22 protein-coding genes are annotated in these 25,604 nt (G+C 72.3%); 16 read left to right on the top strand and 6 right to left on the bottom strand.

Annotated elements, in window-relative coordinates:
- The first annotated feature begins 65 nt into the window (after positions 1 to 65).
- From ACY34I_RS12975 to ACY34I_RS13010, 8 genes are all read left to right on the top strand, one after another.
- Positions 66 to 1,310, top strand: a complete 1,245-nt coding sequence (locus ACY34I_RS12975) for an ABC transporter substrate-binding protein (protein ID WP_462755077.1) — start codon at positions 66 to 68, stop codon at positions 1,308 to 1,310.
- A gap of 76 nt (positions 1,311 to 1,386) precedes the next feature.
- Complete coding sequence (locus tag ACY34I_RS12980) at positions 1,387 to 2,331, top strand: carbohydrate ABC transporter permease (RefSeq protein WP_148795602.1); 945 nt, start codon at positions 1,387 to 1,389, stop codon at positions 2,329 to 2,331.
- Entirely contained in the window at positions 2,328 to 3,143 is an 816-nt protein-coding gene (locus tag ACY34I_RS12985) for a carbohydrate ABC transporter permease (protein ID WP_462755079.1), read from the top strand. Before ACY34I_RS12980 ends, ACY34I_RS12985 begins: the two co-directional genes overlap by 4 nt.
- Before the next feature lie 5 nt (positions 3,144 to 3,148).
- Positions 3,149 to 4,297: a galactonate dehydratase gene (gene dgoD / locus ACY34I_RS12990; protein WP_462755081.1), complete on the top strand. Its 1,149-nt coding sequence runs from the start codon at positions 3,149 to 3,151 to the stop codon at positions 4,295 to 4,297.
- Positions 4,298 to 4,301: 4 nt separating this feature from the next.
- Positions 4,302 to 4,925: a bifunctional 4-hydroxy-2-oxoglutarate aldolase/2-dehydro-3-deoxy-phosphogluconate aldolase gene (locus tag ACY34I_RS12995; protein WP_462755083.1), complete on the top strand. Its 624-nt coding sequence runs from the start codon at positions 4,302 to 4,304 to the stop codon at positions 4,923 to 4,925.
- Positions 4,922 to 5,935: a sugar kinase gene (locus ACY34I_RS13000; protein ID WP_462755085.1), complete on the top strand. Its 1,014-nt coding sequence runs from the start codon at positions 4,922 to 4,924 to the stop codon at positions 5,933 to 5,935. Before ACY34I_RS12995 ends, ACY34I_RS13000 begins: the two co-directional genes overlap by 4 nt.
- Before the next feature lie 24 nt (positions 5,936 to 5,959).
- On the top strand, positions 5,960 to 7,189 hold the full coding sequence (gene manD, locus ACY34I_RS13005; RefSeq protein WP_462755087.1) for a D-mannonate dehydratase ManD: 1,230 nt from the start codon (positions 5,960 to 5,962) through the stop codon (positions 7,187 to 7,189).
- Positions 7,179 to 7,727 (top strand): gluconokinase, encoded by a 549-nt coding sequence (locus ACY34I_RS13010; RefSeq protein WP_462755089.1) that lies wholly within the window; start codon positions 7,179 to 7,181, stop codon positions 7,725 to 7,727. The genes manD and ACY34I_RS13010 overlap by 11 nt, the downstream gene beginning before the upstream one ends.
- Positions 7,728 to 7,773: 46 nt before the next feature.
- Here the strand turns inward: ACY34I_RS13010 and ACY34I_RS13015 are convergent, their stop codons facing one another.
- The gene (locus tag ACY34I_RS13015) at positions 7,774 to 8,190 is read right to left on the bottom strand and encodes a YchJ family protein (RefSeq protein ID WP_462755091.1); all 417 of its coding nucleotides are present in this window, start codon (positions 8,188 to 8,190) and stop codon (positions 7,774 to 7,776) included.
- Positions 8,191 to 8,211: 21 nt separating this feature from the next.
- Positions 8,212 to 8,724, bottom strand: coding sequence for a hypothetical protein (locus tag ACY34I_RS13020; protein ID WP_462755093.1), 513 nt, complete (start codon positions 8,722 to 8,724; stop codon positions 8,212 to 8,214).
- Between the two features lie 147 nt (positions 8,725 to 8,871).
- Between ACY34I_RS13020 and ACY34I_RS13025 the strand changes: the two genes are divergently transcribed.
- The gene (locus tag ACY34I_RS13025) at positions 8,872 to 9,816 is read left to right on the top strand and encodes a hypothetical protein (RefSeq protein ID WP_462755095.1); all 945 of its coding nucleotides are present in this window, start codon (positions 8,872 to 8,874) and stop codon (positions 9,814 to 9,816) included.
- A 105-nt stretch (positions 9,817 to 9,921) separates the two neighbouring features.
- On the top strand, positions 9,922 to 10,539 hold the full coding sequence (locus ACY34I_RS13030) for a mycothiol-dependent nitroreductase Rv2466c family protein (protein ID WP_462755097.1): 618 nt from the start codon (positions 9,922 to 9,924) through the stop codon (positions 10,537 to 10,539).
- Between the two features lie 30 nt (positions 10,540 to 10,569).
- Here the strand turns inward: ACY34I_RS13030 and ACY34I_RS13035 are convergent, their stop codons facing one another.
- Positions 10,570 to 11,343 (bottom strand): SGNH/GDSL hydrolase family protein, encoded by a 774-nt coding sequence (locus tag ACY34I_RS13035; protein ID WP_462755137.1) that lies wholly within the window; start codon positions 11,341 to 11,343, stop codon positions 10,570 to 10,572.
- 114 nt (positions 11,344 to 11,457) lie between these two features.
- Positions 11,458 to 12,564: a magnesium and cobalt transport protein CorA gene (locus tag ACY34I_RS13040; RefSeq protein WP_462755099.1), complete on the bottom strand. Its 1,107-nt coding sequence runs from the start codon at positions 12,562 to 12,564 to the stop codon at positions 11,458 to 11,460.
- Between the two features lie 389 nt (positions 12,565 to 12,953).
- Here ACY34I_RS13040 and ACY34I_RS13045 point away from each other — a divergent pair, with 389 nt between their 5' ends.
- Together ACY34I_RS13045 and ACY34I_RS13050 are read left to right on the top strand one after the other, a co-directional pair.
- Complete coding sequence (locus tag ACY34I_RS13045) at positions 12,954 to 13,310, top strand: CU044_2847 family protein (RefSeq protein ID WP_462755101.1); 357 nt, start codon at positions 12,954 to 12,956, stop codon at positions 13,308 to 13,310.
- Positions 13,294 to 19,410 (top strand): tetratricopeptide repeat protein, encoded by a 6,117-nt coding sequence (locus ACY34I_RS13050; RefSeq protein ID WP_462755103.1) that lies wholly within the window; start codon positions 13,294 to 13,296, stop codon positions 19,408 to 19,410. Before ACY34I_RS13045 ends, ACY34I_RS13050 begins: the two co-directional genes overlap by 17 nt.
- Positions 19,411 to 19,455: 45 nt before the next feature.
- Here the strand turns inward: ACY34I_RS13050 and ACY34I_RS13055 are convergent, their stop codons facing one another.
- A complete protein-coding gene (locus ACY34I_RS13055; protein WP_148795760.1) occupies positions 19,456 to 20,010 on the bottom strand; it encodes a class F sortase in 555 nt (184 codons plus the stop codon).
- A gap of 186 nt (positions 20,011 to 20,196) precedes the next feature.
- Positions 20,197 to 20,700 (bottom strand): hypothetical protein, encoded by a 504-nt coding sequence (locus ACY34I_RS13060; RefSeq protein ID WP_462755105.1) that lies wholly within the window; start codon positions 20,698 to 20,700, stop codon positions 20,197 to 20,199.
- Between the two features lie 477 nt (positions 20,701 to 21,177).
- Between ACY34I_RS13060 and ACY34I_RS13065 the strand changes: the two genes are divergently transcribed.
- From ACY34I_RS13065 to ACY34I_RS13080, 4 genes are read left to right on the top strand one after another with little or no spacing between them, the layout of a single operon-like run.
- On the top strand, positions 21,178 to 21,399 hold the full coding sequence (locus ACY34I_RS13065) for a hypothetical protein (RefSeq protein ID WP_462755107.1): 222 nt from the start codon (positions 21,178 to 21,180) through the stop codon (positions 21,397 to 21,399).
- Positions 21,400 to 21,429: 30 nt separating this feature from the next.
- Positions 21,430 to 22,902, top strand: a complete 1,473-nt coding sequence (locus ACY34I_RS13070; protein ID WP_462755109.1) for an FAD-linked oxidase C-terminal domain-containing protein — start codon at positions 21,430 to 21,432, stop codon at positions 22,900 to 22,902.
- Positions 22,902 to 24,158: an FAD-binding oxidoreductase gene (locus ACY34I_RS13075; RefSeq protein ID WP_462755111.1), complete on the top strand. Its 1,257-nt coding sequence runs from the start codon at positions 22,902 to 22,904 to the stop codon at positions 24,156 to 24,158. The genes ACY34I_RS13070 and ACY34I_RS13075 overlap by 1 nt, the downstream gene beginning before the upstream one ends.
- The gene (locus ACY34I_RS13080) at positions 24,158 to 25,579 is read left to right on the top strand and encodes a (Fe-S)-binding protein (protein ID WP_462755113.1); all 1,422 of its coding nucleotides are present in this window, start codon (positions 24,158 to 24,160) and stop codon (positions 25,577 to 25,579) included. The genes ACY34I_RS13075 and ACY34I_RS13080 overlap by 1 nt, the downstream gene beginning before the upstream one ends.
- Positions 25,580 to 25,604 lie beyond the last annotated feature (25 nt).

The raw sequence follows: 25,604 nt of genomic DNA on the forward strand, positions 1-25,604 counted from the left end.
AGAAATGGAGAGATGACGTGCGACGTCGATCGATAATCGGTACGTCTCTGGCCGTGGTTGCCGCCATGGGCCTGTCCGCCTGCGGCGGCGGTGGTGGCGACGACAGCGGCGCGTCCAAGACGGTCCGGGTGACCCTGGCGAACCACGTCTGGACGGAGAACATCAAGGCGGCCCTGCCCGAGTTCGAGAAGCAGACCGGCCTCAAGGTCGAGATCACCCAGCTCGGCGAGGACCAGCTCTCCGACCAGTACAACGTCAAGCTCAACGCCGGCTCGTCCGACATCGACGTGATGATGTACCGCCCCCTGCAGGAGGGGAAGCTCTTCGCCAAGAACAAGTACCTCGCCGACCTGTCGGACCAGGTCAAGTCGAACAAGGACTGGGACTTCAGCGACTTCCAGTCCGGCCCGGTGGAGGCCACCTCGTACGAGGGCAAGCCGGTGGGTGTCCCGATCATCACCGAGCAGGAGGTCCTGTACTACCGCAAGGACCTGCTCGCCAAGGCCGGCCTGACCGCCCCGCCGAAGACCCTCGACGAGCTCAAGACCGCGGCCGCCAAGATCAAGGCCAGCGAGCCCGGCGTCGCCGGCTTCGTCGCCCGCACCGGCAAGTCGCCCGCGGTCACCCAGTTCTCCAGCTTCCTGTACAGCTTCGGCGGTGACTTCGTCGACGGCAGCGGCAAGGCCGCCGTCAACAGCGACGCCGCCAAGCAGGCGTACGCGCTCTACGGCGGGCTGATCAAGGACTCCGGCCCGGCCAACGTCAGCACCGACATGAGCTGGCCCGAGGCGATGGCCATCTTCACCCAGGGCAAGGCCGCCTTCTACACCGAGGCCGACTCGCTCTACAAGAACGCCACCGACCCGGCCAAGTCCAAGGTGGCCGACAAGGTCGGCTTCGCGCCGTTCCCGGCCGGCCCGGCCGGCTCCAAGCCGTACAACATCCCCTCCTGGGCGCTGGGCGTCAACGACAGTTCCAAGAACAAGAGCAACGCCTGGAAGTTCATCGAGTGGGCGACCGGCAAGGAGCAGACGCTCGCCCAGCAGAAGTCCGGCGTGCCGGGCGCCCGTACCTCCGTCTGGACCAACCCGGAGGGCACCGCGACCTACCCGAAGGACCTGGTCGAGGCCATCGCGGCCAGCACCAAGGACGGCGTGGGCCACGACCGGCCGCTGGTGGTGAAGGTCGCCCAGGCCCGCGAGATCGTCGGCCAGCCGATCGTCGACGCCATCGCCGGCAAGGACGTCGCCGCCGCCGCCGACACGGCCAACGAGGCGTTCCAGAAGTTCCTGGACGACGAGGCCAAGTAAGCCGAGCGCGGGGTGGTGGAGCCGGGCGGCTCCACCACCCCGCCACCCCGTCCGGTCCGCCCACCCCGGAGATCTCATGGCAACCGTCACCCCCACCGAGGCGCCCCGCCGCGCCACGGCCATCCCCGACACGCCCGGCTGGGCGCGTTGGGCCAACGACCACCGCAAGTGGCTCTTCGCCGCGCCGGCGATGATCTTCGTCGCCGCGCTGATCGTGTTCCCACTGGCCTGGACCGGGTACCTCAGCCTCACCGACGCCGAGGGGTCGGTCCGCGCCGAGAGCGAGTTCGTGGGCTTCCAGAACTACCTCGACGTCCTCTCGGACACCGAGCGGTTCTGGCCGGCCGTCGGACGGACCGCCACCTTCACCCTCGTCGCGCTGCTGTTCGAGGTCGTCCTCGGCATGGCGATCGCGCTGCTGCTCTGGCGCCCGTTCCGCGGCCAGAAGTGGGTCCGGGTCGCCATCCTCATGCCGCTGGTCGCCACCCCGGTCGCGGTCGGCATGATGTGGCGGCTCATCTTCGACCCGAACATCGGCCTGGCCAACCAGCTGCTCGGCTGGGTGGGTATCGGCCCGCAGCCGTGGCTCGCCGGCCAGCACTCTGCGCTGCCCACCACCATCTTCATCGACGTCTGGCAGTGGACGCCGATGGTCGTGCTGATCCTGCTCGCCGGACTGACCTCGCTGTCCGAGGAGCCGCAGGAGGCGGCCCGGATCGACGGCGCCAGCACCTGGCAGCGGTTCCGGCACGTCACCCTGCCGCTGCTGATGCCCACGGTGATCGTGGCGATCCTGCTGCGCGGCATCGACGCGCTGAAGACCTTCGACATCCTCTACGCCACCAAGGGCCGCGGCGGCGGTTCCTTCCACGAGGTGGAGACCCTCAACGTGTACGCCTACGGGCTGAGCTTCGACTACAACGAGTACGGCGTCTCCTCCACCGTCCTCATCCTCTTCTTCCTGATCATCATCGGGGCGATGTGGGCCCTGACCGCGCGGCGCAAGGAGGCCAAGCGATGAAGGCTGGTCCCGCGTACCGGGTCTTCCGGGTGGTGGCGCTCGCCGTCGTGGTGCTGGCGTTGATCGCCCCGCTGCTCTGGATGGTCGCCGCCTCGTTCAAGACCAACGTCGACATCTACGACACCGCCAAGGCGCTGGTCTTCTCGCCCACCCTGGACAACTACACCAACGTGCTCAAGCAGGCGCACTACGCCCAGTTCATCGGCAACAGCCTCTGGGTGGCGTTCGCCGCCACCGTGCTGTCGCTGATCCTCGGCGTGCCGGCCGCGTACTCGATGAGCCGGTTCAACATGAAGAAGTCCGCGCTGGTGGTGCTGATGGCCCGGGTCATCCCCGGCGTCTCGCTGCTGGTGCCCTGGTACTACGTCTTCTCCAACCTGCAGATGGTCGGCGGCTTCACCGTGCTGATCCTCAGCCACATGTTCGTGTCGCTGCCGCTGATCGTCTACATCATGATGGGCTTCTTCGACAGCCTGCCCGACGAGCTGGAAGAGGCGGCGCTGGTCGACGGGCTGACCAACATCGGCGCGTTCCGCCGGATCACCCTGCCGCTGTCCGTGCCGGGCATCGCCACCGCCGGGATCCTGTCCTTCATCTTCTCCTGGAACAACTTCATGTTCGCCCTGGTGCTCTCCGGCGCGGACACCAAGACCCTGCCGGTGGCGATCTTCGACTTCGTCGGCTACGCCAGCATCGACTGGGGCGGCCTGATGGCCGCGGCCACCGTGGTCACCCTGCCGATCATGGTGATCGCCCTGTTCGTGCAGAAGTACGTGGTCTCCGGCCTCACCGCCGGCGCGACGAAGGGCTGAGCACCATGACCACCATCGCCCGCATCGAGACCTTCCTGGTCGCACCCCGCTGGCTCTTCGTCCGCGTCGAGACCGAAAGCGGGATCGTCGGCTGGGGCGAGGCCACCTGCGAGGGGCGCTCCGAGACGGTCCGCGCCGCCGTCGACCAGCTCGCCGAGCTGCTGATCGGCCGGGACGCGCTGCGCATCGAGGACCACTGGCAGGTGCTGACCAAGGGGTCGTTCTACCGGGGCGGGCCGATCCTGGCCAGCGCGGTGGCCGGCCTCGACCAGGCGCTCTGGGACATCGCCGGCAAGCACTACGGCGCCCCGGTGCACCAGCTGCTCGGCGGCCCGGTCCGGGACCGGATCCGGGTGTACGGCTGGGTCGGCGGGGACGAGCCCAGCGAGGTCCGCGACCAGATCAGCGCCGCCGTCGAAACGGGCCTCACCGCGGTCAAGATGAACGCCTCCGGCAAGATGAGCCCGGTCGCCTCGGTGGCCGAACTGGACGGGGTGGTGGCCCGGGTGGCCGCCGCCCGGGAGGTGCTCGGCGACGACCGGGACGTGGCCATCGACTTCCACGGCCGGTTCACGCTGGCCAGCGCCCGCCGGGTCGCCCCGCTGCTGGAGCCGTACCGGCCCTTCTTCCTGGAGGAACCGGTCGTCCCGGAGAACTCCCACCTCATCGGCGACTTCGTCCGGTCGACCACCACCCCGGTGTCGACGGGGGAGCGGCTCTACAGCCGGCAGGAGTTCCTGCCCGTCTTCCAGGCCGGCATCGCCGTCGCCCAGCCGGACCTCTCGCACGCCGGTGGCATCACCGAGGTCCGCAAGATCGCCGCGCTGGCCGAGGTGTACGACGTGCAGCTCGCCCCGCACTGCCCGCTCGGTCCGATCGCCCTGGCGGCATGCCTGCAGGTCGGCTTCGCCACGCCGAACTACCTGATCCAGGAGCAGAGCATCGGCATCCACTACAACCTCGGCGCCGAGGTGCTCGACTACTGCCTCGACAAGAAGCCGCTGACCTTTGTGGACGGATACGTCGAACGACTCACCGCGCCCGGACTGGGCATCGAGATCGACGAGCAGGCCGTCCGCGCCGCCGACCGGCGCGGCCACGCCTGGCGCAGCCCGATGTGGCGGCACCGGGACGGCTCCTACGCGGAATGGTGACCAGATGACCCTCGACCTCACCGCCGAACTCGCCGGCACCCGACTGCTGGCGGTCATCCGAGGCACCGACACCGCCGCCGCCATCGCCACCGGCACCACCCTGCTCGCTGAGGGCGTACGCGTGGTGGAGGTGGCGCTGACCACCCCCGGCGCGCTCGACGCCATCGCGGCGATCCGGGCCGCCGCCCCGGCCGGCTCGCTGGTCGGCGCCGGCACGGTGCTCACCCCGGCCGCCGTGGCCGACGTCGCCGCCGCCGGCGCCCAGTTCGTCGTCACCCCGGCCGTCGTCGACTCCATCGGCGCGGCGGCCCGCCGGGGACTCCCGGTCGCCGCCGGGGCGCTCACCCCGACCGAGGCATACACGGCGATCCAGCAGGGCGCGGCCGTGGTGAAGCTCTTCCCGGCGTCGCTCGGCGGGCCGGCGTACCTGAAGGCGCTGCGGGACCCGTTCCCGGACATCCCGTTTGTCGCGGTGGGCGGGGTGGGCCTGGCCGACCTGCCCGGCTACCTCGCCGCGGGGGCGATCGCCGTCGGCGTCGGCGGCCCGCTGGTCGGCGACGCGGCCTCCGGCGGCGACCTCGACGCCCTGCGCGAGCGGGCCCGCTCCTACCTCGCCGCCGTCTCATGACCGCAGCCGACCTGGACCCCCCGCGCGAGCGGGACCCGCGCCCACCTGGCCGCCACCTGACCGGCGTCGACCTGCTCACCTTCGGCGAGGCGCTCGTCTCGCTGCGGTCGACCGGACCGCTCGCGGCCGGCGGCGCGCTCACCCCGCACCTGGCCGGGGCGGAGTCCAACGTGGCCGTCGCGGTGGCCCGGCTCGGCCACCGCGCCGCCTTCGCCGGCCGGGTCAGCGACGACGAGCTGGGCGGGTTCCTGCTGCGGCAGCTGCGCGCCGAGGGGGTCGACGTGGCGCACGTGACCCGCGACCCCCAGCGCCCCGCCGGGCTGATGTTTCTGGAACGGCGCACCGCCGACCTGGCCCGGGTGATCTACCAGCGGGCCGGTTCGGCCGGGGCCGCGCTGCGCGTCGACGACCTGCGCCCGGCCCTCGCGGCCGGTACCCGGGTGCTGCACCTGACCGGGATCACCCCGGCGCTGTCCGACCACGCCCGGGAGGCCACGACGTGGGCGGCGCAGGCCGCCGCCCAGGCCGGCGCGCTGGTCTGCCTCGACGTCAACCACCGGGCGAAGCTGTGGAGCCGGGACGCCGCCCGGGCGGTGCTCACCCCGCTCGCCGGCCACGCCTCGGTGGTCGTGGCCTCCGCCGACGAGCTGGACCTGGTCGGCGCGCCGGGGGCGGACGAGCAGACCCTGGTCGCCGGGCTGCTGGACCGGGGCGTGTCGACCGTGCTGGTGAAGCTCGGCGGCGACGGCGCTCGCGCGTACACCCGGGACGTCTGCCGGCACGCGGCGGCCCTGCCCGTGACGGCGGTGGACACGGTCGGCGCGGGGGACGCCTTCACCGCCGGCTACCTCTCCGGCCACCTGGACGGACTCGACCTGGCCGGGCGGCTGCGCCGCGCGGTCACCCTCGGCGCCTTCGCCGTCGCCGGGCACGGCGACTGGGAGGCCCTGCCGCGTCGCGACGAGCTGTCCCTCCTGGACGGCCTGCAGCCCGGCAGCACCCTTCGCTGAACCCACCCCGAGAAAGGCACCCGCGTGAAGATCGTCGCAGCGGACGTCATCGTCTCCAGCCCCGACCGCAACTTCGTCACCCTCAAGATCACCACGGACGAGGGGCTGACCGGGCTGGGGGACGGCACCCTCAACGGGCGCGAACTCTCCGTCGCGTCCTACCTGGCCGACCACGTCGTCCCCCTGCTGATCGGGCGGGACCCGCACCGGATCGAGGACATCTGGCAGTTCCTCTACCGGTCGGCCTACTGGCGGCGAGGCCCGGTCACCATGGCCGCCATCGCCGCCGTGGACGTCGCGCTCTGGGACATCAAGGCCAAGGCCGCCGGGATGCCGCTCTACCAGCTCCTCGGTGGCGCGTCCCGGACCGGGATCATGGCGTACGGGCACGCCTCCGGGCGGGACCTGCCGGAGCTGTTCGACTCGATCCGCCGGCACCTCGAGCTGGGCTACCGGTCGATCCGGGTGCAGACCTCGGTGCCCGGCATCAACGCCGTCTACGGGGTGGCCGCCCAGCCCAGCATCGACGGCAAGCGCTACGACTACGAGCCGGCGCAGCGCACCCCGCTGCCCGCCGAGGAGGACTGGGACACCCGCGCCTACCTGCGCCACCTGCCCGGGGTGTTCGAGGCGGTACGCAACGAGTTCGGCCCCGAGCTGCCGCTGCTGCACGACGGGCACCACCGGATGACCCCGATCCAGGCCGCCAAGCTCGGCAAGGCCCTCGAACCGTACGACCTGTTCTGGCTGGAGGACTGCACCCCGGCGGAGAACCAGGAGGCGCTGCGGCTGGTCCGCCAGCACACCACCACCCCGCTGGCCATCGGCGAGATCTTCAACACCGTCTGGGACTACCAGACGCTGATCCGGGAACAGCTGATCGACTACGTGCGCTCCGCCGTCACCCACACCGGCGGCATCACGGCCATGCGCAAGCTGCTCGACTACGCCGCCCAGTACCAGATCAAGTCGGGCATCCACGGCCCCACCGACATCTCGCCGGTCGGCATGGCCGCAGCCCTGCACCTGGACCTGGCCATCCACAACTTCGGCATCCAGGAGTACATGCAGCACGGGGCGCTCACCAACGAGGTGTTCCGCCAGTCGTTCAGCTTCACCGACGGATACCTGCACCCCGGGGAGCAGCCCGGCCTCGGCGTGGAACTCGACGAGGAGGCCGCCGCCCGGTTCCCGTACCAGCCGGCGTACCTGCCGTTCAACCGGCTCAAGGACGGCACCGTCCATGACTGGTGAGCGGCGGGCCACCCGGCACATCGTGGTGATGGGCGTGTCCGGGGCGGGCAAGACGACGGTGGCCCGGGGGATCAGCGAGCTGACCGGGCTGCGGTTCGCCGAGGCGGACGAGTTCCACTCGGCGGCCAACGTGGCGCAGATGCGCGCCGGCATCCCGCTGGAGGACGCGCAGCGCTGGCCGTGGCTGCGAGCCCTGGCCGCCTGGATGGCCGAGCGGCACGCCGAAGGGGTGTCCACGATCCTGACCTGCTCGGCGCTGAAACGCTCCTACCGCGACGTGCTGCGGCAGGGGCCCCCGGACGTGGAGTTCCTCCACCTGGACGGCACGGCGGAGCTGATCCGGGACCGGCTGGACCGGCGGGTCGGGCACTACATGCCGGCCAGTCTGCTCGACTCCCAGCGGGCGATCCTGGAGCCCCTGGAGCCGGACGAGTCCGGGGTGGTGCTGGAGGTGAGCGCCACGCCGGACGAGCTGGTCGCCACCGCGATCAGCCGGCTCGGCCTGTCCCTGCTGAACACCCCGGTCGCCGGGCGCTGACCGGGCCGGCCCGGGCGTGCCGTCCGGGCCGGCCGCGGCGGCCCGCTCAGTCGGGCAGCGCGTCGAGGTAGACCCAGCGGCCGTCCTCCCGGACGAAGCGGCTGTGCTCGTCCACCGAGCCCGGGCGGCCCGCCTCGCGGTAGTGGGCACGGAACCGGACCGTGCCGGCGGTGTCGAAGAGGCCGCCCCGGTCGACGCCGAGGACCTCCAGCCGGGTCCACCGCTGCCCCGGATCCAGCCGCAGCCGCCCCGGCCGGGTGCTGGAGTGCCAGCTGCGCAGCAGGTAGTCGGCGTCCCCCACGGCGAAGGCGCTGTAGCGCGAGCGCATCAACGCCTCGGCGGTCGCTGCCGTCGACGCGCCCTGGTGGATCGGGCCGCAACAGTCCGCGTACGGCAGGCCGGAGCCGCACGGACAGGATCCGGTCGGATCGGCCGCGCTCCGGCGGCCAGTGCGCTTCGCCACCCGGCCATTCTCGTCGACCGGTCAGCGGGGCGCGCGAGTCGCCCTGCCCACCGGCTTGCGGTCGGGCGTGCTCGCCCTGTTCCGTTTGGCGAACGACGCCATCGTGGTGGCCTTCTTCGCCGCCTTCGCCGGGGTCCGCGCCTCGGCGGTGGTGCGGGTCAGCGACGCCTCCGTCGCCCGCTTGGCCGGCGCCTTCGCGGCGACCTTCTTCGTCGTGGCCTTCTTCGCCGGCGCCTTCTTGGCGGTGGCCTTGGTGGCCGGCGCCTTCGTGGCCGGCGCCTTCGTGGCGGGCGCCTTCGTGGCCGGTGCCTTCCTGGTCCGGGCCGGGGTCGCCGTGGCAGCGGTGGCCTTCTTCCGGGCGGCCCGGGCCGTCGTCGGGGTGGGCTTGCCACCCGGAGTCTTCGCCTGGGTGGCCGCGGTGGCCCGCTTCGCGACGGTCGCGGCCTTCTTCGCCGCGGCCTTGTTCGGCATCGGGGCCTTCCGCGCGCCGGTGGCCTTCCGGGCGCTGCTGGGCCTGGTCGCCGCCTGGGCCATCGCTCCTCCTCGCCATCCGCCGCGGCCGGACCGGTGCTGGCGTCGTCCGGCGTCGTCGGGCCGATCAGCCCGCCTGGCGCGCGTGTCTTCCCGCCGCGTCGGTGCTCAAACACCGGGCGTGTTGCCGCGCCGTAGTGCAATGACGGCATGGGCAGTGACATCGAGGAACGCCTCGCCGCGGCGGCCGAGGCGATGCGCGAGCACGACCTGGCCGGGGAGCGGATGCGGGAGCTGGCGGTCCGGATCGCGGCGGCGCGGGCCGCCGTCGCCGCGCTGAGCGAGCGGCTCGACGCCGAACAGGCCGACGTCGACCGGCTGGCGGGGCTGACCGTGAGCCGGGTGGTCGCCGCGCTGCGCGGCGTCCGTGACGACGCGCTGGCGCGGGAACGCGCCGAGGTCGACGCTGCCCGGCTGCGGCTCGCCGAGGCCGAACGACTGCTCGCCGTCCTGCGCGACGAGTCCGCGCGCACGCAGGCCCGGCGGCGGCGCCTCGCCACCTCCCGGGGAGAGTACGCGGCCCTGCTCCACGAGCGGGAGCGCCTGCTGACCGACTCCGACGACCCGCGCCGGTCGCGCCTGCTGGAGCTCGCTGAACTGCGTGGCCGGCTGACGGTGGAGCACCGCGAGCTGACCGACGCGGTGCGTGCGGCCCGGAACGCCGAGTCGGCCCTGCACCACCTGCGCGAGCTGCTGAGCCGTGCCTCGGACTGGTCGACGTACGACGCGCTGGGCGGGGGCCTGGTCACGAGCATGGTCAAGCACGACATCCTCGACGAGGCGGCCGAGGCGTCCGCCCAGGTGGACCGGGCCCTCGCGGTGCTGCGGACCGAGCTGGTCGAGGTGCCCGGCGCGACCCCGCCGGCGCCCGGCGTCGCCGTCGACGGCCTGACCCGGTTCACCGACGTGTGGCTGGACAACGTGGTGACCGACGTCCTCGTGCAGCGGCGGGTCGCGCGGTCCGTCGAAGAGGTAGCCCGGTCGCTGGGCGAGGTGGCGTCGCTGCGCCGGCTGCTTGAGCTGCGGGTCGCCGACCTGGGCGCCCGACTGACCGCCCTGGAGGCGGAACGCGCCACGCTGCTGCGACCGGCGTGACGCGGAATTGGCCCAATGATCGGCGGGTGGATCGGCTCTCCAGATGGGCCGCTTCCCGCCGTACGGTCGGCTTGTATCCGCTTCACCGAAGGGACCGAGACGACGATGACGACCGCCGACATGTGGTTCGACCCGCGCTGCCCGTGGGCGTGGAACGCCTCCCGCTGGCTGCTGGAGGTCGAGCGGGTACGCGACGTGCGGGTCCGCTTCAACGTGATGAGCCTGGCCGTGCTCAACGAGGGGCGCGAAGGGCTGGAGGAGTGGTACCGCGAGTGGCTGAAGCCGGGCATGGGCCCCGTCCGGGTGACGGTCGCCGCGGAGCAGAAGTTCGGCACCGAGGTGCTGCGCGACCTGTACACGGCGCTGGGCAACCGGATCCACCACGAGCGGGCCCCGATCGGCCGGGAGCTGTACGTGGCGGCGCTGACCGAGGTGGGCCTGCCCGTCGAGCTGGCCGACGCCGCCGACTCCACCGAGCACGACGCGGCCCTGCTGGCCAGCCACCACGCCGGGCTGGCGCCGGTCGGTGAGGACCTGGGCACCCCGACCATCCACGTCACCGGCCCCGACGGACGGGTGAACGCGTTCTTCGGGCCGGTGGTGGCGCCGATCCCGCGCGGCGAGGACGCCGGCCGGCTCTGGGACGGCGTGCTGCTGGTCTCCGGCACCGACGGCTTCTTCGAGCTGAAGCGGGCGCGGACCCGCCGGCCGATCGAGGACTGAGCCGGGCCCGGTCGCCATGGTCCGGGGTGATCAGGCCGGCGGCAGCTCCACGGGCAGCGGCACCGGCCGTTTGGCCACCCGATCGTCGCCGGACGAGCGGCCGCGCAGGTGCCGCGCCAGCCAGGGGAGCAGGTGCCGCCGGGTCCAGGCCAGCTCGGCGCGCACCACCTCGTGGCGGGGGCGAGGGACTGCCGCCGGCAGCGGATGCGACCACGAGTCGTCGTAGCTGGGCAGCCCGGCCGTGTACGCCAGCGCGGCCGCGATCCGTTCGTGGCCGGCCGGATTGGCGTGCAACCGGTCGTCGCTCCACAGTCGCGGGTCCGAGGCGACCGGGAACGCGCCGAGGTCGAGCAGGGTGGCTCCGGTCGCGGCGGTGACCGCGCGGACCGCCGCGTTGAGCGCCACCACCCGGCCGCGCAACGGCCGGGCGAGCGGCATCACGGACGCCGGGTCGGGCAGGGTGAAGGTGAGCACGGTGGCGCCCTGGTCGACCAGGGCCCGCTGCATCGCGCCGACGTCCTCCGCGACCCGGTCCGCGTCGAACGACGGTCGCAGCACGTCGTTCATCCCCGCCACCACGGTCGCCAGGTCGGGGGCCAGCGCGAGGGCCGCCGGCAGCTGCTCGGCGCGGATCCGCCCGGTGGTCCGGCCCCGGATGGCGAGGTTGGCGTACTCCAGGCCGCCCTGCGCCCGGGCCACCGCGAGGGCGAACCGGTCCGCCCAGCCCCGGTAGCCGCCGGCGCCGTCCGGGTCGTCCAGCCCCTCCGTGGTGCTGTCACCGATCGCCACGTACCGCCGCCACATCACGAGCGCCAGCTTACGAGCCGCGCGGCCGTCCCTCACCGGACGGACGCGCGGCGGCCCGCCGCGCCGAACTGCTCGACCAGGAACCGTCCGGCCTCGACAAACCGTGCCCGGTCAGAGCCAGCCGGAGCGGCGGAACAGCCGGTACAGGGTGAACGCGGCCAGGGCCATCACCAGCAGGGCGCCCGGGTAGCCGTACCGCCAGCCGAGCTCGGGCATGTGGGCGAAGTTCATGCCGTAGATGCCGGCCACCGCGGTCTGCGTCGCGGCGATGGCCGCCCATGCGGCGATCTTGCGCATGTCGTTGTTCTGGTCCACGGTGAGCTTCGCCAGCCGGGCCTGCAGAAGCGAGTTGAGCAGATCGTCATACGTGCCGATCCGGTCCACCGCCCGGGTCAGCTGGCCCTCCACGTCGGCGAACCAGCGGTGCAGCGCCGGCGGCGGGCCGTCCCGCTGCTCCAGCAGGGCGCGCAGCGGCGCCGGCAACGGCAGGACCGCCCGCTTGAACTCCACCACCTCCCGTTTGAGCTGGTAGATGTGCTGGATGTCGGCGTCGCGGTCGCGGGCGAAGACGCGTTCCTCCACCCGCTCCAGGTCCCGCTCCAGGTGCGCGGCGACCTCCAGGTAGAGGTCGACCATCCGGGCGCAGACCGCGTACGCGACCGCCCATGGCCCCTCGGCCAGCACGCCCGGCCGGCGCTGGATGTCCTCTCGTACCGCGGTGAGGGCGCCCGCCGCGCCGTGCCGCACGGTGATCACGAACCGGTCGCCGAGGAACACCATCACGTCCCCGGTGTCGATCACCTCGGAGGTGTCGGTCAGCTCGGCGTGCTCGACGTAGCCGGCCGTGCGCAGCACCAGCAGCGTCACCGCGCCGTGCCGTTGCACGGTGGGGCGGTGCCCGTCGGCGAGGGCCTGCGCGACGCTCAGTTCGTCCAGCCCGAAGGTGTGCCCGACCGCGGCCATCACGGCGGCCCCCGGATCGTGCAGGCCCAGCCAGGCGAACGACCGGCGGGTGCGGCGGACCCGGGCGTACGCGTCGGCGTAGTGTGGGCGGCCCGGCTCCCGCCGGCCGGACACGTAGACCGCGCAGTCCACCACCGCGTCCGGATTGGACCGCGGCGCCCGCACCGCCGCTTCCGTTCCGCGTCCCAGCAGGCGGGCGAGCAGGGTGGGGATCAGTCGACCACTCCGCCGGGTCCGCGCCGTCGACCCGTCCACCGCGCACCTCCTTCGGCAACTCCAGTTCGGCGGTGCCGCGCCGCGACCTGGAGCCGCCGGCCGCCGGGAACTGACGGCCTACCGTACGGCGTGCGGACGGGCCTGCGGTGTCCGGGCCTGCATCAGCGGGTGGCGATGGCGAAGACAAGGTTGGGGTGGCCGGTGAGACCTAGTGCTGGCTTCCGCCCAGGCCGGTCATAGCTTGATCAGACGGCGTCCATCGCTTTCCGGCGGGACAGTTCGGCCGAACGTGCAATCGCCATGAACGTCATTCTGGGCTCAGATATGAGTCTCACTCTTTGTTCTGCCGGAATCACTCTGGGCCACCTCGCGCGGAGGAGTGCTTCATTCACACCGAGAGGTCGCTGATGACAAACACAAGTGACCCTGTGGCGGCAGGGTTCTGGGTGGAAGCCCGCTTGCCCAGCGGCCGGACCGTCATGGTGCGCAGCATGGACCAGGCGGGCGGCGCCGGTGACGAAGACGAGGGGATCGTTCAGGATGTGCGGTATCGCTCCATCGACTTCAAGGTCTTCACAGCGACCCTGAACGAGATCGGCGAACTCGTCAGCAGCGCAATACGCCCGCTTGCGCCCCATGAGGCGGAGGTCGAACTGGGCCTCGGTTTCAATGCGAGTACGGGTCAACTGCTCGTGCTCTTCGGCACGGCCGCGGCCCAGTCGTCAATGAAAGTCAATCTGCGCTGGCGCTTCGCGCCGGAGGTGGACCATGACCAAGAAGCTTGAGGATCTCGTCCGGCAGGCCACCGTTCCGCTGACGGACGCGGCCGGGCAGCTCCGCGGCACGGCGTTCTTCATCGCTCCTGGGCTTGCCGTCACCGCCGCGCACGTCGTACACGGTGTACTCGATCGGAAGGTGTTCGCCCCCGATCGTCGTGGGATTCAGCGCGCACTGGTGGCGCGGGATCTGCACCCGCCGGCGGTTGCCCCCGGCGTCGAGCCGTATCCCCTTCCCGATCTGGCTGTTCTGGACGCCACACCGGGCCACTTCGAGGACATGCCGTGCGTGTCCCTGGCCCGGCCGGGCTCGACCAGGGAGTTGCTCGCGTTCGGGTACAGCAGGTCGATAGATCCCCGGGCCGATTTCGCCCCGGACCTCGCGCGTCTTGATTTTGAAGGGGTCCTCCGCATCCAGGGGGTGGAGGTCCTCCTGGTCAAGCAGGCGATCGTGAACCCGGGCATGAGCGGTGGGCCGGTGCTGGACCTCGAGGTCGGCGGCATCGTCGGATACGTCAAGGCCAGCCGAGGCGCCGGAAAGCCTTACGGCGCCTACGTCGTCGCCATGTCCGAGTTGCAGCGCTACGAACATTCCGCGTGGGGACAGAGCGAACTTCACCACCGGGTCAACACGACCTGGCGCGCGACGATGGCGGGCGACTTCGACGGACCGGACCCGGTCGCCGCGACGCGCGCTGTCGCTGAGGCGGTGATCCGGGAGGCGGAACCCCGTCGCGACGCACTGCCCGACGGAGTCGACGCGGCGGCGCTGCATCAGACCATCTGGCTTCGCCACCGTTTCCCCATCCCGAGCAAGCCAGGCAAGAGTGTGGCCGGGGTGTCGTTCCGGCAGCGCTGGCGCAGCCAACGGCCGCTGTCCGGGCTGACTGTGGTGTCGGGGGATCCGGGGTTTGGCAAGTCGTGGCTGCTTGCCTTCCAGGCATCCGAGGTGGCCCGCCAGGCGCTGCGCCACTTGGCCGAGGGTGGCTCGGTCGATGAGTGTGTCATTCCCGCCCGCCTGACCTGTGCCGCGCTCGGTGCCGAGACGATAGCCGGTGCCGATCTTCCCAGCCTCGCTCGGGCGCTGGTCGCAGCGAGCCTGTCGGGCGGACTGGCGGAGAAGGACGACGAGCGGGGCTACGTCGCCGCGGTCGAGCGCGCCTTGGCGGACGGCCGCATGCTGGTGTGTGTCGACGGTCTCGACGAGATGCCCGCGGGCCATCGGCCGCGGTTGAAGAGGAACCTTCTCACGCTGCTTTCGCTGAACAACGCGGTGCTGATGTCCTCGCGGCCGGCGGCGCTGCCGATCATCGAGGAGATCGCGGTCGGCAACCGGGAGGACTTTGAACTGGTGGGGTTCACCTCTCGGGAGACGGTCAACTTTGTTCGGGCCTGGTTGCGGGATCGACCCCAGTCTGCCGATTCGCTCCTCGCGGCCTTCGCCGACCGGAGCGAACTGGCGCAGCTGGCCCAGGTGCCGCTGCTGCTGTCGTTCCTGTGCCGGCTGGCCGATCCGGTCCAGCGTCGAAACTACCGTCGGGCAACCCTTCCCCAGCTGTACCACGACGTCGCGCGGCATCTGCTGTCGGGCCGCTGGCATGGTGACCGGACGCCGGCGGAGACCGAAGCGATGCCTGATCCGGTGCTGCGTATGCGCGTGCTCGCCGATGTGATCGGCCAGCTGCAGGACGCCTGGCGAGGTGGCGGTGAGGACATCGCCAAGGCTGACCTGCGCGCCGCAATCCGCCGACACCCGGAATACGAGGCGGTAGCTGCGACGGCGGCGGTGCGGATGGCCGCCAACACGTCGGCCCCGCGCAGCTCGGCCAGCGACGCGGTCGAGCCGGTGCTCTGGGAGCTTCTCTACGACGGCATACTGGTGGAGGCGACTGACGTCCCACTGCGCCCGACCGTGCGCTTCATCCACCCGATTCTCCGGGAAATGGTGCTCGCCACGTACTTCGTCGGCCTACCACCGAACGACCAGCTCGCCTGCATCGACCGGCATCGGTGGCTCGACGCCAGTTGGACGCGGGTTGTCGTCGCGTCGGCTGGCCTCGTGGCCGATCCAGCGGCCCTCGTCGCCCACATCCTGTCGGTGGCGGGTGATCCCTGGGTGACCCAACGCACTCTGGCTGCCCAGGTGATCGCCGAGGCACCCGACTACCGGGACGAGGAGACCGCGCAGGCAGCCCTTGACGCCATCCTGGCGGGCACCGGTTCGCCGCTGGTCTTCGAGCGGCGGCGGGCGATGGCCGCGTTGGGGATCCTGCTTCGTTCGCCGTGCCGTACCCTTCGTGCATGGGCGCACGGACGGCTGGACGACGCCGGCGACGACTCGGAAGGCCACCCGCACCGCCACGGTGACGTCGAGTCGGCGATCATCAGCGAGGCTGTCGTCAGCCTCATCGAGGCGCGGGACGGCAACGCTGTCCGAGCCGCCCGCCCCCTGGTGGCCGCTCCGGACTGCCCGCCGAACATCCGCTTCCGCCTTGTTGCCGGTCTGATCGCACTGAACACCCGGGAGGCCACGGAGATCGTCCTTGGGTTGCTGGAACGACCGTCGGCCGCCCGCGAGGATCTCGCCGCGTTCCTCTCCGCCCTGCAACCACACTCGCATGTGGCGGTCACGGCGGCGATCCGGCTCCTGCGCAACCGCCAGATTCGCACAGACGCACGCGTCCAGGTCGGGCGGGCGCTGCTCGAGTGCGGTCCGACGGGCGTCGAGGGGGTGCGGGAGGTTGCCGACGACCGAACCATGAACTGGAGCATCAGGTGTCGTCTCTACGCGGAGATGCTGCGTGCCGCCGTGCCCGAGGTGACGCCGCAGGCGCTGCATCTGCTTGCCAGCCCCTACCCGCGGCATCGAGACCGGGCCGACCTGACCCTGGCGCTGCTCGAGGACGGCGCTACCGAGGCGATTCCCGAAGCTGCCCTGTCACTGAGCAACCCCTTCGTGCACTGGACCGTGCGGGAGGCGCTGGCGAGGGCGCTGGCCCGCCAGGGGCAGGCCGGACGGGAACTGCTGATCGCGCAGCTGAACCACAGTGCCATCGACCTCGCCCTGAAGGTCCGCCATATCTGCGCGCTGGTCGAGGTGCGTGACCGCCACGGCGGCGACGCGGCGCTGCGGCTGCACATCGATCGCGGCGTTGAGCCGTGGATCCGGATCCGCCTGGCGGAGACGCTGTTGCGACACAGCGCCGGACTGGCCGACGAAGAGGCTCTCATCGAACTCGCCACCCGCGAGGATGAGCCCCTGCAGTCCCGCTTGGACCTGGTGGCCGAGATGGCTCGGCACGGGCTCCCCTCGGCCGAAATGGTGCTGATGAGCCTCGTTCGGGACCGGAACGAAAGCTTTCTGTCGTGGCCGGAAACCTTCACGCGACTGGCGGAGGCGGGCAGCGCGGGGCACCGGTGCCTTGAGGCGGTGGCCCAGAGCGCGGAACTCGACTGGGCCCTGCGATGCGAGGCGCTGCTGTGCCTCGGCAAGGTCCTCGGCGGTGCCGCCTGGTCGGCCACCAGCGAGGACGTGGTGGCCGAGATGCCGGAGATGTGGCGCAACCGCCTGACACTCGGCCTGGCCCGCGCCGGCTTCGCCCCCGACGTCGATGCATTTGACCTCCTGGCCCGCCGCCAGCACGGCGGTTATCCGATCATTTTCGAGTTTCTGCAGCGCGCGTCCGTTGACCGCAGCGTCGTCGATCGGCTGCTGGCGACCGCTTGCGACCTTCAGGACCGGGGCCGGATCGAGGAGGAGTCGTCGGCTCTTCCGTCCATCGCCATCAACAAGGAACTGCTGACCGAACTCAGCCTCACCTTCCGGTCGGAGGCGGAGGCGCGCCAACAAGCTGAGTGGTTCTACGACACCATGGAGATGCGAGTCGGCATGCGGCTCGCCCAGCTGATGCTGGACGAGCAGCGTGAGGAGTTCGAGACATACATCGACGCCAACGACGAGGTGGGTGCCCTCGACTTCCTGGAGACGTCATTCCCCGAGTACCGACTGCTGGTTCGGGAGGTCTTCGCGGAGCTGAAGGATGAGGTACGGGCTGGCCTCCTCAGGCCGCCGCAGCCCGATCCGGGTCCCGACGCCAGGGTGCTGACGAGCATCTCGAAGGTGGCATCGGTCCTTTCCGAGTGGGTCAGCATAGCCCACGGTCGGCGCTGGACGGAGTGGCTGGAGTTCGCGGCTAAGAACAGCGGCATAATCGGCTCAGATCTCGCACTGCGCGTCCTTGAGGTCAGCGTCGCGATGGATCCTGAATGGGGACTGCACGAGGCGGCGCTCTGGACCGCCAGCCGCATCGCGCAGGGCGAGTCGAACAACGCGGTCCTGGAGGACGCGTCCGCGATGATCGACTGGCTGAAGGGCCGGTTCGAACAGGAGGATTTCAGCGGACTCTACTTCGGTGGTGCGTACGCAACCCGACGGTACCCTCAGCACGAGTTCAGCTGGTGGTACGCGGCTGTCGGGGTGCAGCAGCAGGGCAGCCACCGGTTGGCGGTGGAACTGGTACGGCGGGCGGGGGAGACTCGACCACCGGGTGAGCGCGAGGACGGCGCAACCATCCTCGAACACTTTCAGCTCAAGCTCGGCTGGAGCGATGAGCTCGCTGAGTCCTTCCGCGCCGCGTACATCCAGGGCCTGCGGGAACGCTCACTTGCCGACCATGAGCGGGCGGTCGAGGAGGAACCGGACTCGGCGCAGAACCATTTCAACCTCGGTATTGCTCTACAGCAGGCCGGACGCCACGACGAGGCGGTCGATGCGTACCGCCGAGCCGTCGCCCTCGACCCCCGCGTCGCCACCCGTCACCGTGCCCTGGCCGGTGCGCTGGACGCGGCGGGCCGTTCCGCCGATGCCCTGGAGGTGATCGCGGGTGCCCTGGCGATGGATCCGGCCGATCCGGTCTCGCACGCGATCCACGGGGTCATCCTCAGCCGCCTAGGCCGCGACGAGGACGCGCTCCTGGCCCTCCGGGAGGCGCACCGGCTGTCGCCCTCGAATCCGCTCTATCTGGCGGACCTCGGCCTCGTGCTGCGCCGGCTCCGGCGCTTTGACGAGGCCGTGCAGGCGTCTCGGCAAGCGGTGGACCTCAAGCCCCACGACGCGGGCCGCCGACGCACCCTTGCGGAGTCGCTCGACGCCGCCGGTCGGTATGAGGAGGCACTGCACCAGATCACCACTGCACTCCAGCTCGACCCGGTCGACGACCAGACCCACGGCGTGCATGGCTTTGTCCTCGGGCACCTGGATCGGCACGAGGAGGCACTCGCCGCCTTCCGGGAGGCACACCGGCTGGCGCCGGACAACCCCTTCCATCTCGTCAACCTCGGACTTCAGCTGCAGGTCGTGCGCCGCCACGACGAGGCGATCGCCCTGGGCCTGGCGGCGATTGCGCGGTCGCCGGAGGCGCCGGTGGGCTACCGGGTGCTCGCGGAGGCGCTTCGCGTCTCCGGCCGCTTCGAGGAGGCGGCGGTCGCGATCGCCAGCGGAATCGAACGTGATCCCAACGACTTCCGGTCGCACTGCGTCGCTGCACTCGTGTTCAACGGCTCGGGCCGGTACACAGACTGCCTCGACGCACTGACCAGAGCGGAGGAGATCAATCCGGCGTCGAGCCTGATCCGGGCCAACCGAGGCGAGTCGCTTTTGCTGTGCGGACGGCTGGACGAGGCGGCAGCAGAACTTCGCGAGGCGATCCGCCTGGGAGCCCCGAATTCAATCGAGGCCGATGTCCTGTTGGCCATCGCGGTGCACAACAGTGACCCCGACGAGAGTGGCGCACTGGCGAGGCAGGCGCTCAGCCACCGAACCGAAACGTCGATCACGCCCTTCCGCCACGCCGAGTTCCGTGCCATAGCCTTCGTGCTGATCGGTGATCCTGACGCGGCGATCGCGGAACTGCGTGCCGCGGCACCGCTCCGTCAGGTGTCCGACGTGCTGCAGACGCCGCTTTACGAACAGCTACGGGCGATCGCGCCAGACCTTGTCGACGGTTTGTTGACGGCGTGGCCGAACGATGTCCCGCCCGAAGCTGGCCCGCCGCCTGCTCCGGATCCCGGCGCAGGTACGGCACCACAAGAACGTCCCGCGAATCCCTGAGTCTCCGATCGGCCGCGCGCTCGCTCGTCCCGCTGCCGATCTGGTTCAGCGGGTGGCGGTGGCGAAGACGACGATGTTGTCCGGGTAGCTGCCGGTCCGCGGGTTGAACCGGCCGCCGCAGGTGATCAGGCGCAGCCGCGCGTCCGCGCCACCGCCGTAGACCCGGTGGGTGGGGAAGTGGTCCTTCGGGTAAGCCCCGACACCGTCCACGGTGAACGCGGCGACCCGTCCGTCGGCGCGGGTGACCCGGACGGTGTCGCCGGGACGGAGCCGACCCAGGTCGAAGAAGACCGCCGGACCGTCCTGCGTGTCGACGTGCCCGACGATGACCGCGTTGCCGGCCTCGCCCGGCGTGGGGCCGGGACGGTACCAGCCGGTGATCTCGGGGTGGTCCAGCGGCGGTACCTCCAGCGCGCCGTCGTCGTCGGTGGCGACCGGGACGATGCCGGCGTCGACGCCGATGCGGGGGATGGCGATGCGGACCGGTTCGGAGCGGGGGAGCACCGGCCCGGGTGGACCGGAGCGTTCGGCGGACGGGGCCACTGCGGTGCCGGGCTGCGGTGGCCGGAGGGACGTGGTCCCGAGACCGGCGGCGACCATGCCGGTGCCGGTGGCTCCGGCGATGGTGACCACGGCGACGATGGCGGCGGTCCGGGCCTTCGACGGCCCTTCCCCAGGGCTGGTGTGCGGCGACAGGTCCCACCTCCGGTTCGACGTGGGCGTGATGCCCGCGCCGGTTGTCGCCCGGCGCGGGCACCCTTGCTCAGGGATGGTGTGGCGCGACCGTCAGGCCGCGGTGCCGACCCGCCGTCGGCGGCGCACCAGCACGTACGCTCCGCCGGCGACCGCCGCGGCGGCCAGCGCACCGCCGGCGACGAGCACTCCGGTGTCGCCGTCCTTGCCGCCGGCACCCGCCGGGGCGCCGCCGACCGGCGTGGCTCCGATCGCGATGACGGTGAAGGTGGCCGTGCCACCGTTGCTGCCGTTGCCGCAGGTGGTGGTCACCGTGTACGTGCCGAGGGTGAACCCGGCGGTGAAGAGTTCCGCGCTCAGCCCGCCGCCGGCCGCGGCCGTGGTGGACCGGACGTTCTCGTCCCGGTTGGGCCCGGTGACGCGGAAGATCGCGTCACCGTCCTTCGGGTTGCACTCCGTCGTGGTGAGCACGACCGTCCCGCCGACCGGGGTGGTGGCGGGCGACACCGTGGTGTCCGCGAGCGCGGCGGCCGGCATCACGAGTGTGCCGAGGCCCACGCCGATCGCCGCCGATCCGAGGATTCTCTGTGCCTTCATCCGCGTCTTCCCTCACTCTTCGTCCGCTGACTGCGTGGGACGTCGTTCGGGTGGCCAACTCCGTGACTAGCACCGGTGTGGCCAACACTAGGAGGGTTGCGACGGTCACTCGGCGTAAATGAGAAATCCTCGTTGCCGTCACGTGTCCTCCCTCCCGCCGGAGAGCGGCGGACATGCCCGCCCAGCCGCGCCCGGATCGCCCGCACGTCACGGCCACTTCGCGTCGCTTGTCCCGTTCGGGCTGCGCCTGATCGGCACCGGTTCCCCCCCGGTGCCGGTGTCCCGAGTGCCGGAAATGCCGCCAGGTCCCGGCCGGGCGATACCGCTCGTCGTTCGGGACGGACCGCTCGCCGCACCCCGCCGACCGCTCCCGGCTGCTGTGCCGTCGCTCAGGTCGCCCGGGTGAGCGCGAGAACTACAGTCGGCAGGGGCACCACCGGATAGATGGCCACACATATCGCGGTGAGGAGCGAGCCGATGACCAGTCGCGCCGGCGTCGAGGTCACCGGCCCTGTCCGCCCCCGCCACGAGCAGATCCGCACCCCCGAGGCGCTGGCCTTCCTCGCCGAGTCGCACCGCGCGTTCGACCCGCGCCGGCGGGACCTGCTGGACCGACGCCGCCGCGCCGCCGAGCCGGTCGCGGTCGCCGACGACTTCGCCGACTTCCGCACCGTGCCGGCGTACGAACGGATGCCCTGACCGAGGACCCACGCGACGCGGAGGTGGGCGATGAGCACGACCACGACGGACATCGGGGCTCTCGCCGCCGCCCTGCGGGCCGCGATCGGCGCCGACCGGGTGATCAGCGACCGGCAGGAACTGCGCACCTACGAGTGCGACGGGCTGGCGCAGTACAAGGTGGTCCCGGCCCTCGTCGCGCTGCCCGCCGACGCCGCGCAGTGCGCCACGGTGGTGCGGGCCTGCGTCGCCGCCGGCGCGCCGTTCGTCGCCCGCGGCTCGGGCACCGGGCTGTCCGGCGGGGCGCTGCCGCACGCCGACGGCGTCCTCGTGGTCACCTCCCAGATGCGCGACATCGTCGAGGTCGCGCCCGAGGACGAACGGGCCGTGGTGCAGCCCGGCGTGATCAACCTGGCGATCAGCGGGGCCGCGAACCCGCACGGCTACTACTACGCGCCCGACCCGTCCAGCCAGCAGATCTGCTCCATCGGCGGCAACGTCGCGGAGAACTCCGGCGGCGCGCACTGCCTCAAGTACGGCTTCACCACCCACCACGTCACCGGCGTCGAACTGGTCACGCCGGACGGCGAGCGGGTACGCCTCGGCGGCCGCACCCCGGACACCCCCGGCTACGACCTGCTCGGCGCGTTCGTCGGCTCCGAGGGCACCCTCGGCATCGCCACCGAGGTCACCGTGCGGCTGACCCGGCTGCCCGAGACGGTACGGACGTTGCTCGCCGCGTTCGGGACCACCGACCAGGCCGGCGCGGCCACCTCGGCGATCATCGCGGCCGGGGTGGTTCCGGCGGCGGTGGAGATGATGGACGCGCTGGCCATCTCGGCGGCCGAGGCGGCCGTGCACTGTGGGTACCCCGAGGGCGCCGGGGCGGTGCTCATCGTCGAGCTGGACGGCCCGGCGCCCGAGGTGGACGCCCAGTTCGCCCAGGTGGAGGCGCTGTGCCGGGAGAACCGGGCATTCGAGATCCGGATCGCCGCCGACGACGCCGAGCGGGCACTGTTCTGGAAGGGCCGCAAGTCCGCGTTCGCCGCCGTCGGCCGGATCAGCCCCGACTACATCGTCCAGGACGGGGTGATCCCGCGGACCGCCCTGCCCGAGGTGCTGCGCCGCATCGGCGAGCTGTCCGCCGAACGCGGCATCCGGGTGGCGAACGTGTTCCACGCCGGCGACGGCAACCTGCACCCCCTGGTCCTCTTCGACGCCGCCGCCGACGGGCAGGCCGAACGCGCCGAGGAGGTCTCCGGCGCGATCCTCGACCTCTGCGTGGCCCACGGCGGCTCGATCACCGGCGAGCACGGTGTCGGCATGGACAAGGCGAAGTTCATGCCACGCATGTTCACCGCCGACGACCTGGACACCATGCACCTGCTGCGCTGCGCCTTCGACCCGGCCGGGCTGGCCAACCCCGGCAAGGTCTTCCCGACGCCCCGGCTCTGCGGGGAGATACCCGGCCGCCGCAAGGGTGTCCACCCGGCCCAGGCGGCCGGCCTGGCGGAGGTGTTCTGATGCCCGCCGACCGGACCCTCGACCAGCTCCGGGCGGCGTGCCGCAGCGCCGACCCGGTGCGCGCGGCGGGGGAGGGCGACCACATCGCCGGCGTGCCCGCCCGCTACGTCGCCGCGCCCCGCGACACCGCCGAGGCCGCCGCGCTGCTGCGCGCCGCCGCCGACCTCGACCTGGCGGTGACCTTCCGGGGCGGCGGCACCCGACAGGACTGGGGCAGCCCGCCCCGCCGCCTCGACCTGATCCTCGACACCACCGCCCTGGCCGGCGTCGTCGAACACGCCGCCGGTGACCTGATCACCGTGGTCCGCGCCGGCACCCGCCTCGACGCACTGGCGCCCGTCCTGGCCGGCGCCGGGCAGCAACTCGCCCTGGACGCGCCGCTGCCCGGCGGCACGGTCGGCGGCGCGGTCGCCACCAACGCGGCAGGGCCGCGCCGGCTGCTCTACGGCACTCCGCGCGACCTGCTCATCGGCGTCACCCTGGTCCGCGCCGACGGCGTGGTGGCGCACGCCGGCGGCAAGGTGGTCAAGAACGTCGCCGGCTACGACCTGGGCAAGCTGGTCACCGGGGCGTACGGCACGCTGGGGCTGATCACCGAGTGCGCGTTCCGGCTGCACCCGCTGCCCGCGGCGGTCGCCTACGTCGCCCGGACCGTCGATGACGTCGCCGAGGCGGGCCGGCTCGCCGCCGCCGTACGCGGGGCGCAGCTCGTGCCGGCCGCGCTGGAGGTGGACGCCCCGGTCACCGGCCCCGCCACGGTGACCGTGCTGGTGGAGGGCACCCCGGCCGGGGTGGCCGCCCGGGCCGACGCCGCCCGCCGGCTGCTCGGCGCCGACGCCACCGTGGCCGACCGACCCGGCGCCGACTGGGGGCGCCTGCCGTGGCGGCCCGGGGACACCGGGCTGAAGCTGACCGCCGCGCTGTCCGGCGTACCCCGGCTGCTCGCCGATGCCCGGGCGGCGGCCGAGCGGCACGGGCTGCCGCTGGCGCTGCGCGGCTCGGCCGGCGTCGGCGTCCTGTACGCCGGCCTGCCCGGCACGGCCGACCCGGCGCGGGTCGCCGCGCTGGTCGACACGCTGCGGGCGGCCACCGCCGCCGCGGCCGGGCACACGATCGTGCTCACCGCGCCCGCGGCCGTGCGGCAGCGGGTCGACCTGTGGGGCCCGGTCGACGGCCTGGCGCTGATGCGCCGGGTCAAGCAGCGCTTCGACCCGGACGCCCGGCTGGCGCCCGGCCGGTTCGTGGGAGGCATCTGATGTCCGTCCCCCAGCAGCCCGCTGACTCCCCGCCCACCTCGCCCGGCAGCGGTCACGCCGCCGACGGCCCGCACGACGTGCTCGCCGCGGCCGCCCGGACGCCCGGGGCGGGCGCCTTCGACGCGTACCACCCGCCCGCCGCGGAACTGATCGCCGACTGCGTCCACTGCGGCTTCTGCCTGCCCACCTGCCCCACCTACGTGCTGTGGGGCGAGGAGATGGACTCGCCGCGCGGACGCATCCACCTGATGAAGCAGGGCCTGGAGGGCGAGCCGCTGACCGACTCCATGGCCACCCACTTCGACCGCTGCCTCGGTTGCATGTCCTGTGTCACCGCCTGCCCCTCCGGGGTGCGCTACGACCGGCTCATCGAGGCCACCCGGCAGCAGGTGGAACGCCGGCACCCCCGCGGCCCGCGGGACCGCGCCCGGCGGGCGGCCGTGTTCGCCCTCTTCCCCCACCCCAGGCGACTGCGGCTGCTGCGGGGGCCGCTGCGCGCGTACCGGGCCAGCGGGCTGCGCCGGCTGCTCCAGCGGACCGGGCTGCTGGCCCGGCTGGCGCCCACCCTCGCGGCGCTGGACGCCCTCAGCCCGCCACTGCGCCGGCCACCGCGGCTACCCGCCCGGCTGCCCGCCGTCGGCACCCGCCGGGCCGTGGTCGGCATGCTCACCGGCTGCGTGCAGAGCGCGTTCTTCCCCGAGGTCAACGCCGCCACCGCCCGGGTGCTCGCCGCCGAGGGCTGCGACGTGGTGATCCTGCCCGACCGGCAGGGCTGCTGCGGCGCGCTCAGCGTGCACAACGGACGCGACGCGGAGGCCCGCCGGTTCGCCCGGCGGCTGCTCGACACGTTCGCCGCCGCCGGCATCGACTACTTCGTGGTCAACGCGGCCGGCTGCGGCTCCACCCTCAAGGAGTACGGGGAGCTGCTCCGCGACGACCCGCGCTACGCCGCGCTCGCCGCCGACTTCGCCGCCAAGGCACGCGACCTGTCCGAACTCCTCGACGAGCTGGGCCCGGTCGCGCCCCGGCACCCGCTGCCGGTGACCGTCGCCTACCACGACGCCTGCCACCTGGCCCACGCGCAAGGGGTGCGCGACCAGCCCCGCCGGCTGCTGCGCGGCATCCCCGGGCTGGAGCTGCGGGAGATCGCCGACCCGGAGCTGTGCTGCGGCTCGGCGGGCGTGTGGAACGTGCTCCACCCCGGGCCGGCCGCCGAACTCGGCGACCGCAAGGCCCGCACCGTGCTGGCCACCGGGGCGCGGCTGCTCGTCACCGCCAACCCCGGTTGCCTGATGCAGGTCGCCGCCTCGGTGACCCGCGCCGGCGGCCAGCTCGCGCTGGCCCACACCGCCCAGGTCCTCGACGCGTCGATCCACCACCGACACGTCGAGGAGTTGCTGCACGGAAGGGCCCCTTCTTGACGCGTCCCGCCGAGGAGGGGCCCGC

This window comes from Micromonospora sp. RTBAU3-60, from assembly GCF_054963695.1.